The following is a 14912-nucleotide window of genomic DNA, read 5'->3' on the forward strand; positions in this document are numbered from 1 at the left end:
TGATGCAAGCCTTCCCGTTTTGCGAAGCTGAGCACAATGCAGGCCAGGGAGATTTTTCATGAAGCAGCAAACCACGTCGCTCCAGCAGCAATGGCTGCAGTCACAGCAGGCCATGGCCAGCAGGCAGCCTCTGCGCCCGCGCCAGCCGCTGTGCATCGATGATCAACAGGTCGGCAGTATCGAGGAAGACTTTGCGCGCAAGCTGGGGCCCGACCTGCTGGCAGCGCACGGAATAGCGCTGAGGCTGCTGGCCGGGCAATGGCGGCTGGAAGGCCGGGGCGGGGCGACGGACAATCTGAACCGGCTGGCACAGGCCATGCGCAGCGCCGGTCTTGCCGGTGCCTGGCGCAACGAACAACTGGCGGTCTGCAATGCCGAGGGCCGGCAACTGGCCACCGTCGAGCGCGGTGCTGTGCGGCCGCTGGGCATTGCCACCAGAGCCGTGCATCTGGTGGGCGTTTGCGCGGATGGCTCGATCTGGGTGCAGCAGCGCTCGGAGGACAAGGCCAACAACCCCGGCATGTGGGATACCTTGATGGGCGGCATGGTCTCGGCGGCAGATGGTCTGGCCGAGGCGCTGGCGCGTGAAACCTGGGAGGAGGCCGGTCTGCATGTGGCAGAACTCGGCGAGCTTCGGCACGGCGGAAATGTGATGTTCGCCAGACCCAGCGACGAAGCAGAGGGACAGGGTTATATGGTCGAGCGCATAGACTGGTTTTCGGCCCTGGTGCCCGATGCGCTGCAGCCTGTGAATCAGGATGGCGAGGTACAGCGTTTCGAGCGGCTGGAGCGGACCGAGGTCCAGGGCTGGATGCTGCAGGGGCGTTTCACCCCCGAGGCCTCCCTGGTGCTTGCCGCCTACATGGGCTGGTAGGGCGGCAGAGCAGCTAGCGCTGGTTCTCCAGTGCGGTGGACTTGAGCCGGCTGGGTGCCAGGGCTCCGGCCTGCTCGAGAATCGGGTAGGCCACCGAGCACAGCAGCGAGTTGATGCGCTTGAGGTCGCTGATCATGTCGATATGCAGGGAGCTGGTCTCTATGCTCGATACCGTGTGCTGGGACAGGCGCTCCAGGTGGGTGGCCGAGTAGGCCAGCTCCAGATCGCGAAAGCGCGCTTTTTCCTCAAGCAGCTTTTGCGCCTCGCGCACATTGCCGTTGAGGAAGACGCTCATGGCCAGGCGCAGATTGTCCAGCAGATGCTGGGTCAGCTCGTGAATTTCCTGTTTTCCGGCGGCCGAGAACTGGCGGCCCTTCTTGATCTTCTTGTCTTCCAGGTCCAGCAGCACGCGCTCGATGATGTCGCCGATCTGCTCCATATTGATGGTGAAGCTGATGATTTCCGTCCAGCGCTGACCTTCGCGTTCGTCGAGTTCGGCGCGCGAGATCTTGGTCATGTAGTACTTGATGGCAGAGTACAGATCGTCCACCGTGCCTTCCAGGTGGCGCACTTCCTCGGAGAGCTTGGCATCGTCGGTTTCAGCCACTTTTTGCAGGCCGATCAGCATGGACTCAATCACGTCGGCCTGATGCAGTGACTCGCGCACGGCACAGGTTATGGCCAGCGAAGGGGTGGACAGAGCAGAGGGGTCCAGGTGGCGTGGGCGCAGCAGCTTGGCTGCACTTTCTTCCTCGGGCTTGGGCAGCAAGGCGGTCACCCAGTGGGCCACGAGCTGGGTCAGGCCGATGAAGCACAGGCTGTTGAAGACATTGAACGCCAGATGGAACATCACCACGTTCTGGCCGGCGCTGGGCAGATAGGGCTGGGCGTACTGCGACCACAGCCCGATAAAGGGCGCGACGATGGCCACGCCCATGATCTTGAACAGCAGATTGCCTATGGTGACCTGGCGCTCCTCCACCGCCGATTTGGCGGTGGTGAGCGCCGCGACCAGACCGCTGCCCAGATTGGCGCCCAGGGTCAGGCCCAGAGCCACATCCAGCGGAATGGCGCCGGAGCTGGCCATGGCCGCAATCAGCAGCACCACGGCCAGGCTGGAGTAGGCCAGCACGGCCAGTACCGCGCCCAGCAGCAATTCCATGAACAGATCGCTGCTGACCGAGGCCAGCAGGGTGCGCACGGCAGGGGCCTGCAGCAGGGGCTCGGTGGCTTCCACCACCAGGCGCAGGGCCAGCAGCATCAGGCCCAGGCCGATGAGCACGCGGCCGATACGACCGGGCTTGGAGTCCTTGCGCGAGATATAGAGCACCACGCCGACAAAGATGAACAGCGGCGACAGCCAGGAAAGGTCAGTGGAGAACAGCACGGCCATCAGAGCCGTTCCGACATCGGCACCGCGCATCACGGCCAGGGCCGAGGGCAGGGTGATCAGACCCTGGCCTACAAAGGACGAGGTCATCAGCGAGGTGGCCGTACTTGATTGCACCAGGGCCGTGACGCCCATGCCGGAAAGCGCTGCCGAGAAACGGTTGCTCATGCTGCGGGCGAGAATATTGCGCAGGTTTGCGCCGAAGACCTGCAGAACGCCGGTGCGAACCATCTGAGAGCCCCAGATCAACAGGGCAATGGCTGCTAAAAGATTCAATAAATGCTTCATGTTCTGCCCGCGAAGGAGCGACCTAATATACCCCTGAGTGAGGTCGGTCTGCCCGGATGCCTCACTCTTCACGCACAAATAAGTGCGGAATAAGGAACACAATAGAACAAAAACGAATTATTCGAAACATCGTTTCTACGGATGAGATTTCAGAGGTGACCGAGTTTCCCGTATATCTGCATTGCGTTCGACGCTATTAAAAAGGTGGGTTCATGATTCCTGCCGTGCCCGGTGCTGCTGCAGTGAGCTTTCTTTTGATGTTGCTGGCAGCCATGGCGGCTGTGGGCTGTGGCATTTGCGGCGCGGCAAGCCCAGGCCGCCGCTGCGCATCTGGCAATGGGTGGTGGCGGTATTGCTGCCCATCTCCACGCTGCTCGGGCCGGCGCAGATTGCATGGATCGATCAGCGGCAGGCGCAGCAGATGGCCGAGCAAGAACTGCTGACGCACATCACGCTGGTTCAGTCCGTGGTCCGGGGCGGCATCACCTTGTCTGTGGGCAGCCATATTCAGCGCGATATGCCTGAAGGTGCTGCCGAGCCCGCCCATGAGCCGGTCGAATCCGGCCGGAGCGGGGCGGAATGAGCAAGGCCCGCTGTCTGCTGGAGAGACAGCGGGCCTTGGGCCTTGCCGATGGAAAGCGGCTGGCGCTTACACGCTCTGGTTCTTGGCGCGTTTTGCGCGCAAGAACTCATCAAGGATCAGCAGTATGGCGCCTAGCGTGATGCCCATGTCGGCCACGTTGAAGGCCGGGAAATGGCTGCTGCCCCAGTAGAAGTCCAGAAAGTCCACCACATAGCCGTGCTGCAGGCGGTCCACCACATTGCCAATGGCTCCGCCAAGGATGCTGGACAGCGACAGGCAGAACATCTTCTCGCCGGGGTGTTTGCGCAGCTGCCAGACGATGAGCACGGTGGCAATCGCGCCGATGGCCACGAACAGCCAGCGTTGCCAGCCGCTGCCGCCCGCGAGGAAGGAGAAGGCTGCGCCCGTGTTGTGTGCGCGCACGATGTTGAAGAAGCTGGTGATGGGAGTCCAGTCCCCATACTGGTAGTGGCTCAGAATCATCTGCTTGGTGATCTGATCCACGCCGATGATGACAAGCGCCCACAGCAGCCAGGGCCAGATACGGCCAAGGCCTGCGGAGGAGGTCTGGGTGTTGCTCATGGCAGCTCTTTGCTAAGGTTTTTTGATAGCGGTTAGCGCTTGATTCAAAAGGAATTCAGCAAAAATAAATGCTGAAAATAGCTGCCAGCATGCGCTGGCAGCTCACTTTTTGAAGACTCAAGCCTTGGTACGGACTTCGCCCGTGCCGTGCAGATTGCTGTCGCAGCGGCCGCAGATCGAGGGATGCTCGGGGTTCACGCCCACGTCTTCACGGTAATGCCAGCAGCGCTCGCACTTGGCGTGCTCACTGGCCTTCACGGTGGTGCTCAGCGCATCGCCGGCCACGGCAGTCGCTGCCGAGGTGATGAAGACAAACTTCAGATCGTCCTTGAGGCTTTGCAGCAGGGCCAGGTCCTCGGGCTCGGCCGTGAGCGTGACTTCGGCCTGCAGGGAGGAACCCACGGCGCCGGTGGTGCGCACCACTTCGATGTCCTTGTTGACCTGGTTACGGATCTCGCACAGGCGCGTCCACTTGGCCAGCAGGCCTTCGTCGCCGGCGGGCAGCTCGGTGAACTTCTCCAGGAAGATGGATTCGCTGTGGCCCACGATCTTCCAGGCTTCCTCGGCCGTGAAGGACAGGAAGGGCGACATCCAGCGCAGCAGCGCCTGGGTGATCTGGTAGAGCGCGGTCTGGGCCGAGCGGCGTGCCAGGCTCTTGGGGGCGCTGGTGTAGAGGCGATCCTTGAGCACGTCCAGGTAGAAGCCGCCCAGGTCTTCGGAGCAGAACAGCTGCAGCTTGGCGACCACGGGGTGGAACTCGTAGACCTTGTAGTGGGCCAGGATCTCCTGCTGCAGCTGGGCCGAGCGCGCCAGCGCGAACTGGTCGATCTCCAGCATCTCGCCATAGGCCACGGCATCCTTGCTCGCATCGAAGTCGCTGGTGTTGGCCAGTAGGAAGCGCAGCGTGTTGCGGATGCGGCGATAGGCGTCCACCACGCGGGCCAGGATCTTGTCGTCGATGCCCAGGTCGCCCGAGTAGTCGGTCGAGGCCACCCACAGGCGGATGATTTCCGCGCCCATCTTGCTCGACACGTCCTGCGGCGCTACGGTGTTGCCCAGCGACTTGGACATCTTCTTGCCCTGGCCGTCCACGGTGAAGCCGTGGGTCAGCAGGCCGCGATAGGGCGCGCGGCCGAAGATGGCCGAAGCCAGCAGCAGCGAGCTGTGGAACCAGCCGCGGTGCTGGTCGTGGCCTTCCAGGTACAGATCGGCCTCGGGGCCGTGGTCGTGGTGGTGCTCGGGGTGGGTGCCGCGCAGCACATGCCAGAAGGTGGAGCCCGAGTCGAACCACACCTCCAGAATGTCGGTGCTTTTGGTATAGCTCTTGGCCTCTTCGGCGCCCAGGATATCTTCGGTGCTGACGCGGCTCCAGGCCTCGATGCCGCCCTGCTCGATCATGGCGGCCGCCTGGTCGATGATCTCCATGGTGCGGGGGTGCAGGGCGCCCGTGTCCACATGCAGGAAGAAGGGGATGGGCACGCCCCACGAGCGCTGGCGCGAGATGCACCAGTCGGGACGGCCGGCGATCATCGCGCGCAGGCGGTCCTGGCCGTTTTGCGGGTAGAAGTTGGTCTGCTCGATGGCGTCCAGCGCGATCTGGCGCAGGGTCTTCTCGGGCTTTTGCGCGGGATCGGTGAACACACCCTCGCCTTCGTCCATGCGGATGAACCACTGGGCGGCAGCGCGGTAGATGACGGGCGTCTTGTGGCGCCAGCAGTGCGGATAGCTGTGGCTGATGGTGGTGGTGTCCATCAGGCGGCCCGCGACCTTCAGTGCGTCGAGGATGACGGGCACGGCCTTCCAGATATGCTGACCGCCGAACATGGGCAGGTCGGCCGCGTACACGCCGTTGCCCTGCACGGGGTTCAGGATCTGCTTGTAGTCCATGCCGTTGGACATGCAGCTGTTGAAGTCGTCCACGCCATAGGCAGGGGCCGAGTGCACGATGCCGGTACCGTCGTCGGCGGTGGCGTATTCGGCCAGGTAGACGGGCGAAATGCGGTCAAAGCCCTTGTCCACATGGGCCAGAGGGTGCTTGAAGGGCATGTGGTCGAGCTTCTCGCCCTTGGCGGTGGCGAGTACGCGGCCTTCGAGCTTCCAGCGGGCCAGGCATTTCTCGACCAGGGCGGAGGCCACGATCAGCAGGCCGCGCTCGGTCTCCACCAGGCTGTATTCCAGGTCGGGGTTGACGTTGAGCGCCTGGTTGGCAGGGATGGTCCAGGCTGTCGTCGTCCAGATGACGATAAAGGCTTCCTTGTCGAGCTTGTCCAGGCCGAATGCTGCGGCCAGTTTGGCCGGCTCGGCAGCGGGGAACATCACGTCCAGGGTCTGGCTTTGCTTGTCGGCGTATTCGATCTCGAACTCGGCCAGCGAGGAGGCGCAGTCAAAGCACCAGTACACGGGCTTGAGGCCGCGGTAGACAAAGCCACGCTCCATCACCTTCTTCAAGGCACGCAGCTCGGCGGCCTCGTTGGCGTAGTTCATGGTCTTGTAGGGGTGATCCCAGTCGCCGAGCACGCCCAGGCGCTTGAAGTCCACCATCTGCTGCTCGATCTGCTCGGCGGCAAAGGCGCGGCTCTTGGCCTGCATCTCGTCGCGCGGCAGATTGCGGCCATGCAGCTTCTCGATGGCATTCTCGATGGGCAGACCGTGGCAGTCCCAGCCCGGTGCATAGAGCGCGTCGAAGCCTTCGAGCTGGCGGCTCTTGACGATCATGTCCTTGAGGATCTTGTTCACCGCATGGCCGATGTGCAGCTTGCCGTTGGCGTAAGGAGGGCCGTCGTGCAGGATGAACTTGGGTGCGCCGCTGCGGGCGTCGCGCAGCTTCTTGTAGATGCCCTTGTCGTCCCATTCCTTGGCCCAGGCGGGCTCGCGCTTTGGCAGGTCGCCGCGCATGGGGAAAGGGGTGTCGGGCATGTTCAGCGTGGCGCGGTAAGCGGACGCTTCGGGCTTGTTGGACTTCGAATCAGACATGGGAAACCTTGAAGGCAATGCAATGCCCGGGCAGTTCTGCCTGGGCGTGAATGGTGAGGTGAGCGCCAGTGCGCTGCTGCGCCTGGGACGTGCGAGCAGCGAGCTTCAAATTCGGTCGCGCGTGGTCTGGCGACGGGTCTCTGTGTGCGACGAGGTGTGAGACGGTATGTGGGCCGAGGCGAAAAACGCGCGCGCGTCATCGCAGTCCTTGGCGATGCCGACCGTCAGGGCATCGAGACTGTCATACTTCAGCTCGTCGTGCAGTTTGTGCAGAAGTTCCACGCGGATGATTTTACCGTAGGCACCTTCTCCACCCAGTTGAGCGGGCCAATCGAAACAGTGGGTCTCCAGCAGCACCCGCCCGCCGTTGATGTCGTTGGGGTCCAGCGAGGGGCGCACGCCGAGGTTGGCCACGCCCTGCAGCGGTTGGTCCGTCAGCCCATGCACCAGCACGGCAAAAATGCCGCTGGCGGCAGGTTTCCAGTGGTCGAAACGCAGATTCAGCGTGCGAAAGCCGTCCTCGGCTCCGCTCATTGATTCGGCCAGCTTGCGGCCCAGCTTGCGGCCATGCACCACATGGCCCGAGATGCGGTAGGGGTGGCCCAGCAGCTTGGCGGCCTGCTGCATGTCGCCGGCGGCCAGGGCCTCGCGCACGGCCGTGCTGGAGACGCGCAGCCCATGGACTTCATAGCTGTTCATGCGGGCCACATCAAAGCCCAGGGCCTGGCCGGCGTTGTCCAGCATGGCGTAATCGCCGGCGCGCTTGGAGCCAAAGCGGAAGTCGTCGCCCACCAGCACGTATTTGGCGCCCAGGCCCGAGATCAGCACGTCCTGAATGAAGTCCTCGGGACTTTGGCTGGCCAAGGCCTGGTTGAAGGGCAGGATCACGACCTGATCGACGCCGCAGACCTCGAGCTGGCTGAGCTTGTCACGCAGCGTGCCCACGCGGGCCGGCGCCAGCTCAGGCTTGCCCAACTTCTTGGCAAAGTAGTCGCGCGGGTGCGGCTCGAAGGTCATGGCGCAGCTGGGAATGCCGCGCTGTGCCGCCTCGGCCTTGAGCAGGCCCAGCATGGCTTGATGTCCCCGGTGTACACCATCAAAATTGCCAATGGTCACAGCGCAGGCCGGAGCCAGGCCGGGATGATTGATACCGCGAAAAATCTTCATGGGCTGCTTTGTTATTTGTAGCAACTGGCGCCGATGCATGCGACACAAGCCGTCAATTTGACATAGTTTCAGAGTATATTGCTTCAAATCAGGCAGCTGTGCAGGCTGCACGATTGTGCGCAAAAGCGCCAAGACGCTTGTCCGTTTTCCGTGGTCGATGTTTGACTGTATGGAGGCTGGTTGTGAAAGTCTTGAAGCTGACAGCCCAGGGGCTGCCGCAGTCCTGGGTAACGCTGGAGCAGGCGGCGCTGCATTACGCAGCAGAAGATGTGCGCTGGGAAGCCGGTGTCGAAATCGCCTGCTTTCGCGGTGGCCACAATGCGGTGACCGGCAAGCAGTCAGTCATTCACATCAACTCCATCATCGGCACCAAGGGCATGCCGAACATCAACCCGCATGAGCTGCTGCCGGGTCTGACCAATGGCAAGCTCTTTGCTCGTGACCGCTGCGTCTGCGCCTATTGCGGGCGGCGCTTCCATGAGAGCGATCTCACGCGCGAGCACATTGTTCCCGTGAGCACCGGCGGGCAGCACAGCTGGATGAATCTGGTCACGGCCTGCCGCGCCTGCAACCACCGCAAGGGGGCCAGAACGCCGGAGCAGGCCCGCATGCCCTTGCTCTACACCCCCTACACGCCCACGCTGTGGGAGGACTTCATCCTGAGAAACCGCCGCATTCTGGCCGACCAGATGGAGTTTCTCGTGGCCCATGTGCCGCGTGGATCGCGCTGGCGCAGCTAGGGCGTAAAAAAGCCCCGGGCTGGCGCCGCGGGGCAGGAGCAAGAGGACAGAAACGCGTTCAGACTGCGGTGGAGACGGCTTTTTGCCAGGCTTCGTAGAGGTCTTCGCCCTCGTCGCGCACGCGCTGGCCGATCAGTGCCATCTCGCGCTGCTCCTCCGGCTTGGCCAGTTCCACATAGCCGCGCGCGGCCGACAGATCGTAGGGCTCGCCGTCTTCGTTGGAGTAGGCGAAATACACCTGTTTCACGCCAGCCAGCAACATGGCCGTGTAGCACATGGAGCAAGGGTAGCCGCTGGCATACATGACGGCCCCCGACAGATCGGTGCTGCCCTGGGCCTTGGCGCCTATGCGCAGCGCCTGCATCTCGGCGTGGGCCGAGGGGTCGCAGAGCTCATCGACCTGATTGACGGCGCGCGCCAGGACCTTGCCCTCACGCACCAGCACGGCGCCGAAGGGCCAGGTGGGCTGCTGGCGGCCTTTGACATTGCCCATGGCCAGGCGTATGGATTCAAGCAGGTATTTGCCGCTGTCGTTTTCGTTGTTCATCGAGTCGTTCTCCTTGGTAAAAAAAATCAGCTGCCGCGGTAGGTGTTGAAGAACCACGGCGAGCACAGCATGGGCACGTGGTAGTGCTGGGCCGCGTCGAAGATGGAAAAGCGCACCAGCACTTCTTCCGACAGCGCCGTGGGCTCCTTGAAATGCTCGCCTGTGTAAAAGCGCAGCTCGAAGTCCCCGGTGCGGGCCGCGGCGGCGGGCAGCATGGGGGCGTCGGTGCGGCCATCGGCATTGGTACGGGTGCTGTTCAGACGCTGCGCCGGGGTCTGCGCCACGTCGTAGAGTTCCACCCGCATGCCGGCGATGGGGCGACCGGTGGTGAGGTTGAGTACATGGGTGCTGATGCCTGCCATGGTGGTCTTTCGATGGGTTGCGATAGAGCGCGGATATGCCGGCTCAGCTGCCGCGCGAATAGGTGTAGCTCCAGGGGCCGAACTGGATGGGCAGATGGATGCGCTCTGCCGTGTTCACGATCTGGAAGCGCACCGGCACCTTGGACAGAAAGGCCGGGCGCGGCAGCTTGGCGCTCTTGGCAGCAAAGTACTCGTCCACGTGCAGCAGCATTTCGTAGCGCCCGCTGCGGTAGCTGTCGTCGATCAGCAGCGGCTCGTCGGCCCGGCCGTTGGCGTTCACGACAAAGCTGCGTATCGGCACATAGGTTTCGCCGTCGAAGCGCGAAAAGTCGATGCGCAAGCCCGTGGCTGCAGAGCCATGGAAGGTGTCCACGGCATGCATGGTCAGGCGCGGACTGACACCATGCAGCACGATGGGGCCGGTGGCCTGGGCCGGCGCTGCCGGGTGTGTGTCGGCGGCCAGCGCGCCGTGTGCGCCCGTCAGGGCCGAGGCGCCGAGCACGAGGCCCGAGAGTGCGAACTGTCGGCGCGACGGGGTCAGTGTGGGTGTGGGATGCATGCGGGATGACTCCTTCAGGCGTTCTTGCGGCGCTGGATGCGGGCGACGAAGGCGATGGCGAGAACGGCTGCCAGCGCTTCCACGATGGCCACCAGGTACAGGCCCGGAGCGACCTTGCCGGTGGAGGCCTTGATCACGCCCATCAGATAGGGGGCACCGAAGCCGGCCAGATTGGCCACCGAGTTGATCAGCGCCACGCCCACTGCGGCAGCGCCGCCGCTGAGCAGCATATTGGGCATCTGCCAGAACACGGGGATCGCGCTCATGGTGCCCACCAGTGCCAGGACCATGGCCGTCAGCGCCACGATCACGGGGATGCTGTCCATGCCCATGGTGAAGGCCAGGGCCAGCATGCCCACGGCGCCCAGCAGGGCCGAGCCCGCGAAGTGCCAGCGTACCTCGCCACGGTGGTCGGAATGGCGACCGTTGATGATCATGCCGGCCGCGCCGAGCAGATAGGCGGCACCGGCGATCCAGCCTACCTGCATGGGCGAGGTGAAGCCCGCTTCGCGAATCACGGTGGGAATCCAGAAGGTCAGCGTGGAGTTGGCGCACAGCAGGCAGAAGAACACGGCGATCAGCAGCCACACCATGGGGTTGCCGAACAGGGTACGCCAGTCGCTGTGGCGCTCGCCCTGAGCCTTCTGGTCGATTTCGAGCTGCTGGCGCACGACGGCGCGGTCCGTGTCGGTGAGCCATTTGGCTTCCTCGGGGCGGTCGGTCATGTAGAAGTAGGCAAAGATGCCGGCCAGCACCGAGGGGATGCCTTCGATGATGAACAGCCACTGCCAGCCGTGCATGCCGTGCGCGCCTGCGGCCCAGGTCATGATGCCGCCAGCCAGCGGGCCGCCGATGACGCCGGCGATGGCCGAGGCCGACATGAAGGTGCCGAAGGCCTTGGCGCGGCGCTTGGACGGATACCAGTAGGTCAGGTAGAGGATGATGCCGGGGTAGAAGCCTGCCTCGAACACGCCCATCAGAAAGCGCAGGATGTAGAACTGGGTCGGTGTCGTCACCCAGGCCTGCAAGATGCAGATCAGGCCCCAGCCTATGGTGATACGCATCACCGTCTTTTTGGCGCCTATCTTCTGCAACAGCATGTTGGAGGGCACTTCGAACAGGAAGTAGCCGATGAAGAAGATACCGGCGCCCAGGCCGTAGACGGCTTCGCTGAATTTCAGGTCGTCGAGCATCTGCAGCTTGGCGAAGCCGATGTTGACGCGGTCCAGCCAGGCCAGCACCCACAGCACGCCCAGAAAGGGCAGCAGGCGCCAGGAAATCTTGGAGTAGGTGGCGTCGACCTGATCGACGGAAGCAGCAGTGCCGCTGATCGGCACATGGTGAGCACTCATGGCAAGTCCTTGTCTCGGAAATTTGTTGTTGGGTTTGCGGACACTTGCATGGTCGCGACTTGTGGCGATATGCGAAACTAAGCGCCTGCTATGAGCCGCATAGCAAAATGCATATCTCTAGGGAAAACACGTGTCTCGTAGCGAAGAACCGTTCGATACCTATTTGCTGCGCGTGCTGTGCACCTTGATCAGCGAAAAAAGCGTGTCGCGCGCGGCAATACGTCTCAATCAGTCACAACCGGCCATCAGCGCGGCGCTGCGGCGATTGCGGGCCATCTTCAACGACCCTCTGCTGGTGCGGGACAAGAACCGCATGGTCCCGACGGCACGCGCGCTTCAGGCCGTGGAGCAGGCACGTGCGGCGCTGGGCCTGATCGACGGGCTGCTGAGCGTCGGCAAGGAATTTGTGGCCGAGACCACGCAACTGCGCTTCACCATCGCCATGCCCGACTATCTGGCACCGCCCTTCATGGCGCGTGTGGTCCAGCTCATGCGTGCGCAGGCACCGGGCGCGAGGCTGGTCCTGCTGCCGCTGGGCCAGAACTTCGACTACGAGCAGGCCCTGCAAAGCGGCGAGGTGGATATCGTCATCGGCAACTGGCCGAGCCCACCCGAGCATTTGCACATGTCCACGCTGCTCGAGGACGAGGTGGTCTGCCTGCTCGACGAGAAGCATCCTCTGGCGCAGCCGGGCCGGCTCACGGCCGAGCACTATCTGCAGGCCGCGCATGTGGTGTTCACGCCTTACTCGCCCGATCAGCGCGGCGTGGTGGAGAGCAGTCTGGGCACCATGCGCGTGAGCCGTGACGGCCGCGTGCAATGCTCGCATTTCTCGCTGGCGCCGGATCTGCTGGTGGGCACCGATCTGCTGCTGACCACCAGCCGCCATTTCGCGGCCTATCACGCAAGGCGGCTGCCGCTGGCCATGGTGCCTCTGCCCATGGGCAACCGCGTCATGCGCTTCTACCAGCTCTGGCATTCGTCCCGGCATCGGGATGCCTCCCATATCTGGCTGCGCGCTCTGCTCAATCAGGCCTCGCAGGTGCTGACGGCATCGACGTAGCCGGCTGCTATACGGGCTATAACAAGCCAGCACTGTGAGACGGGAAACGCGCTTCCTACACTGGCCTCATGACTAGCACCACTACCTCCTCCATCCCCACGCTCGACGAGCTCAACGTCATGACGCACGCAGACTTTGCGGCCGCGCTCGGCGAGGTTTTTGAATACGCCCCCTGGGTGGCCGAGGCAGCCGCGCAGCAGCGCCCCTTTGCCAGCCTGGACGCACTGCACCAGGCCATGCTGGCCGCCGTGCATGGCAGCCCACGTGAGCAGACCCTGCACTTTCTCTGTGGTCACCCCGAGCTGTCGGCCAGCGCCGTGCGCTCCGGCACGCTGACCGTTGACTCCCAGCAGGAGCAGCAAAGCGCGGGCCTGGGGGATCTGGCGCAGGAGCAGGGCGAGCGCCTGGCCGAGCTGAACCAGGCCTATCGCACGCGCCATGGCTTTCCCTTCATCGCCTGCGTGCGCCACTACTCGCGCGCCGGCCTGTTTGCCGAACTGGTCTCGCGCACCGAGCGCGGCACCGAGCAGGAGTTTGCCGAAGCCCTGCGCCAGATCGGCTTCATCAGCCGCCTGCGCCTGGCGCAGCGCGTGAGTGCTGGCAGCCTGCAGGCCGCTTGAGCCCCTATCGCCGCCCAAGCCCCGCAATGCGGGGCTTTTCTTATGCTGGCTGGAGGGGGAACCCTATGTCGGGGGGCGCTGCCCATGTGCAGCAGATGCCGCATGGAGCGTGCTGGCGCGGCCCTGGCTGCCTACTGCCGCAGTGGGAGTTCTCGGCGCTGGCTGAAATCCCCGGATGCTTGTGATTGAATTCGGGTTTAGACCTTATTTCTCGTTTTCATGATCGTCAGAGATCGCCCGTCGGGCTTCAAGCTGCTGTGGATTGTCCGGGGCTCGGTGCTGCAACGCATCAAAGGCGTGCTTGCCGTCAATATCGTGCTGGCCATCATTGTCACCGTGGCGCATGGCACGCTGTTCCACACCAAGATCCCCATCACGCCGATTCCGTTCACCCTGATCGGCCTGCCGCTGGCGATTTTTCTGGGCTTTCGCAACAACACCGCGTATGCGCGCTACTGGGAAGGACGCAAGCTCTGGGGCGAGATCGTGATCTATGCACGCACGCTGGCCCGCCAGTGCCTGAGTCTGATCGAGCTCGATCACCCCATAGACCCGCGCCAGCGGGCCAGCGATGTGCGGGTGCGCATGGTGCACCGGGCCGTGGCTTTTTCTCATGTGCTGCGGGCCCAGCTGCGCAGCCTCAAGGACGATGTGGCGGCCCAGCAGTGGCTGACTCATGCCGAGTGGCAGCGCCTGCAACTGCTGCCGCTGAATCAGCGCACCGATGCGCTGATGCTGGCCATGGGCAAGGATCTGGGCCAGTGCGTGCGCGAGCAGCGCATAGACCCCTGCCTGGCCGTGGAGCTGGACCGCACCCTCAATGGCTTCACGACGGCCGCTGCCTCCTGCGAGCGCATCCGCAATACGCCGATTCCGTTTTCCTACACCTTGCTGCTGCACCGCACGGCCCATCTGTACTGCTTTTTGCTGCCGTTCGGTCTGGTGGACATCACGGGCTTCATGACGCCGTTTGTCGTGGCCATCGTGGCCTATACCTTCTACGGTCTCGATGTGCTGGGTGACGAGCTGGAAGAGCCGTTCGGCATGGAAAGCAACGACCTGGCACTGGACAGCATCTGCCGCAGCATCGAGATCAGCCTCAGCCAGTCGCTGGGCGACCCCCAGGTTCCGGCGCCGCTCAAGCCGGTGGACTATCTGCTGACCTGAGGTCCTCCAGAATGCAAAAGCCCTGAACTCGTCATTCAGGGCTTTGTTCATGATGGCGGCTGGAGCCAGTGCTGGCTAGACCGTGGCGCGATCTTCGTCCACGGCCTTTTGCCAGGCCTGGTACAGGTCCTCGCCGGCATCGCGCACGCGGTGGCTGATGAGGGGCAGTTCGCGCCGGCCTTCGGGGCGAGCCAGTTCCTCATAGCCGCGCGCAGCCGACAGGTCGTAGGGCTCGCCGTCTTCGTTGGAGTAGGCGAAGTACACCTGCTTCACGCCGGCCAGCAGCATGGCGGTGTGGCACATGGAGCAGGGATAGCCGCTGGCATACATGACCGAGCCGGACAGATCCGTGCTGCCCAGGGCCTTGGCGGCAATGCGCAGGGCCTGCATCTCGGCGTGGGCCGTGGGGTCGCACAGATCATCGACTTGGTTGACGGCGCGCGCCAGGACCTTGCCGTCACGCACCAGCACGGCGCCGAAGGGCCAGGTCGCGGATTCGCGGCCCTTGACATTGCCCATGGCCAGGCGAATGGACTCCAGCAGATACTTTTCGCTGTCTTGCTTGCTCATGCATGTCTCCTTGATCTTGTGAATGGCGCAAGGATCATAGGAAGAGCAGCAGGGTCCATAGTGCATGCAGGAAGC

Annotated in this window: 15 protein-coding genes; 6 read left to right on the plus strand and 9 right to left on the minus strand. The window is 63.4% G+C overall.

From position 1 onward, the window contains the following. The first annotated feature begins 58 nt into the window (after nt 1-58). Nucleotides 59-874, plus strand: coding sequence for an NUDIX hydrolase family protein (locus MPZ60_RS04585; RefSeq protein ID WP_034356473.1), 816 nt, complete (start codon nt 59-61; stop codon nt 872-874). A gap of 13 nt (nt 875-887) precedes the next feature. Here the strand turns inward: MPZ60_RS04585 and MPZ60_RS04590 are convergent, their stop codons facing one another. Continuing rightward, a complete protein-coding gene (locus MPZ60_RS04590; protein WP_034356476.1) occupies nt 888-2552 on the minus strand; it encodes a Na/Pi cotransporter family protein in 1665 nt (554 codons plus the stop codon). A gap of 295 nt (nt 2553-2847) precedes the next feature. Between MPZ60_RS04590 and MPZ60_RS04595 the strand changes: the two genes are divergently transcribed. Continuing rightward, nucleotides 2848-3135, plus strand: a complete 288-nt coding sequence (locus MPZ60_RS04595; RefSeq protein WP_052057626.1) for a hypothetical protein — start codon at nt 2848-2850, stop codon at nt 3133-3135. Nucleotides 3136-3201: 66 nt separating this feature from the next. Here the strand turns inward: MPZ60_RS04595 and lspA are convergent, their stop codons facing one another. From lspA to MPZ60_RS04610, 3 genes are all read right to left on the minus strand, one after another. Then, on the minus strand, nt 3202-3717 hold the full coding sequence (lspA, locus tag MPZ60_RS04600; protein ID WP_034356478.1) for a signal peptidase II: 516 nt from the start codon (nt 3715-3717) through the stop codon (nt 3202-3204). Nucleotides 3718-3834: 117 nt separating this feature from the next. Continuing rightward, complete coding sequence (gene ileS / locus MPZ60_RS04605; RefSeq protein ID WP_034356481.1) at nt 3835-6690, minus strand: isoleucine--tRNA ligase; 2856 nt, start codon at nt 6688-6690, stop codon at nt 3835-3837. A gap of 105 nt (nt 6691-6795) precedes the next feature. Next, on the minus strand, nt 6796-7857 hold the full coding sequence (locus tag MPZ60_RS04610) for a bifunctional riboflavin kinase/FAD synthetase (RefSeq protein ID WP_034356484.1): 1062 nt from the start codon (nt 7855-7857) through the stop codon (nt 6796-6798). A 182-nt stretch (nt 7858-8039) separates the two neighbouring features. Here MPZ60_RS04610 and MPZ60_RS04615 point away from each other — a divergent pair, with 182 nt between their 5' ends. Then, the gene (locus MPZ60_RS04615) at nt 8040-8597 is read left to right on the plus strand and encodes an HNH endonuclease (protein ID WP_003066139.1); all 558 of its coding nucleotides are present in this window, start codon (nt 8040-8042) and stop codon (nt 8595-8597) included. Between the two features lie 58 nt (nt 8598-8655). On the opposite strand, the gene MPZ60_RS04620 is transcribed toward MPZ60_RS04615, so the two are convergent. From MPZ60_RS04620 to MPZ60_RS04635, 4 genes are read right to left on the minus strand one after another with little or no spacing between them, the layout of a single operon-like run. Then, on the minus strand, nt 8656-9144 hold the full coding sequence (locus MPZ60_RS04620) for a nucleoside deaminase (protein ID WP_034356487.1): 489 nt from the start codon (nt 9142-9144) through the stop codon (nt 8656-8658). Between the two features lie 26 nt (nt 9145-9170). Next, nucleotides 9171-9506: a hydroxyisourate hydrolase gene (uraH, locus tag MPZ60_RS04625; RefSeq protein WP_012837181.1), complete on the minus strand. Its 336-nt coding sequence runs from the start codon at nt 9504-9506 to the stop codon at nt 9171-9173. Nucleotides 9507-9549: 43 nt separating this feature from the next. Continuing rightward, nucleotides 9550-10065 (minus strand): hydroxyisourate hydrolase, encoded by a 516-nt coding sequence (locus MPZ60_RS04630; protein WP_034356491.1) that lies wholly within the window; start codon nt 10063-10065, stop codon nt 9550-9552. Between the two features lie 14 nt (nt 10066-10079). Continuing rightward, nucleotides 10080-11417, minus strand: a complete 1338-nt coding sequence (locus MPZ60_RS04635; RefSeq protein ID WP_034356495.1) for an MFS transporter — start codon at nt 11415-11417, stop codon at nt 10080-10082. Nucleotides 11418-11547: 130 nt separating this feature from the next. On the opposite strand from MPZ60_RS04635, the gene MPZ60_RS04640 reads away from it, so the two are divergent. The 3 genes from MPZ60_RS04640 (at nt 11548) to MPZ60_RS04650 (ending at nt 14267) form a co-directional block, all read left to right on the plus strand. Next, nucleotides 11548-12480: a LysR family transcriptional regulator gene (locus MPZ60_RS04640; RefSeq protein ID WP_034356498.1), complete on the plus strand. Its 933-nt coding sequence runs from the start codon at nt 11548-11550 to the stop codon at nt 12478-12480. Nucleotides 12481-12548: 68 nt separating this feature from the next. Next, a complete protein-coding gene (uraD, locus tag MPZ60_RS04645) occupies nt 12549-13100 on the plus strand; it encodes a 2-oxo-4-hydroxy-4-carboxy-5-ureidoimidazoline decarboxylase (RefSeq protein WP_034356501.1) in 552 nt (183 codons plus the stop codon). 219 nt (nt 13101-13319) lie between these two features. Further along, nucleotides 13320-14267 (plus strand): bestrophin family protein, encoded by a 948-nt coding sequence (locus MPZ60_RS04650; protein WP_034356503.1) that lies wholly within the window; start codon nt 13320-13322, stop codon nt 14265-14267. Nucleotides 14268-14342: 75 nt separating this feature from the next. Here MPZ60_RS04650 and MPZ60_RS04655 read toward each other — a convergent pair whose 3' ends face one another. Next, a complete protein-coding gene (locus tag MPZ60_RS04655) occupies nt 14343-14837 on the minus strand; it encodes a nucleoside deaminase (protein ID WP_034356506.1) in 495 nt (164 codons plus the stop codon). Nucleotides 14838-14912 lie beyond the last annotated feature (75 nt).

Origin of the sequence: Comamonas sp. 7D-2, assembly GCF_022749555.1 — a bacterium.
GTDB lineage: Bacteria > Pseudomonadota > Gammaproteobacteria > Burkholderiales > Burkholderiaceae_C > Comamonas > Comamonas thiooxydans.

Excerpts from the sequence above, each read along its gene's own strand:
- MPZ60_RS04585 (WP_034356473.1), top strand. The coding sequence starts at position 59 with ATGAAGCAGCAAACCACGTCGCTCCAGCAGCAATGGCTGCAGTCACAG.
- MPZ60_RS04590 (WP_034356476.1), bottom strand. The coding sequence starts at position 2,552 with ATGAAGCATTTATTGAATCTTTTAGCAGCCATTGCCCTGTTGATCTGG.
- lspA (WP_034356478.1), bottom strand. The coding sequence starts at position 3,717 with ATGAGCAACACCCAGACCTCCTCCGCAGGCCTTGGCCGTATCTGGCCC.
- ileS (WP_034356481.1), bottom strand. The coding sequence starts at position 6,690 with ATGTCTGATTCGAAGTCCAACAAGCCCGAAGCGTCCGCTTACCGCGCC.
- MPZ60_RS04610 (WP_034356484.1), bottom strand. The coding sequence starts at position 7,857 with ATGAAGATTTTTCGCGGTATCAATCATCCCGGCCTGGCTCCGGCCTGC.
- MPZ60_RS04620 (WP_034356487.1), bottom strand. The coding sequence starts at position 9,144 with ATGAACAACGAAAACGACAGCGGCAAATACCTGCTTGAATCCATACGC.
- uraH (WP_012837181.1), bottom strand. The coding sequence starts at position 9,506 with ATGGCAGGCATCAGCACCCATGTACTCAACCTCACCACCGGTCGCCCC.
- MPZ60_RS04630 (WP_034356491.1), bottom strand. The coding sequence starts at position 10,065 with ATGCATCCCACACCCACACTGACCCCGTCGCGCCGACAGTTCGCACTC.
- MPZ60_RS04635 (WP_034356495.1), bottom strand. The coding sequence starts at position 11,417 with ATGAGTGCTCACCATGTGCCGATCAGCGGCACTGCTGCTTCCGTCGAT.
- uraD (WP_034356501.1), top strand. The coding sequence starts at position 12,549 with ATGACTAGCACCACTACCTCCTCCATCCCCACGCTCGACGAGCTCAAC.
- MPZ60_RS04650 (WP_034356503.1), top strand. The coding sequence starts at position 13,320 with ATGATCGTCAGAGATCGCCCGTCGGGCTTCAAGCTGCTGTGGATTGTC.
- MPZ60_RS04655 (WP_034356506.1), bottom strand. The coding sequence starts at position 14,837 with ATGAGCAAGCAAGACAGCGAAAAGTATCTGCTGGAGTCCATTCGCCTG.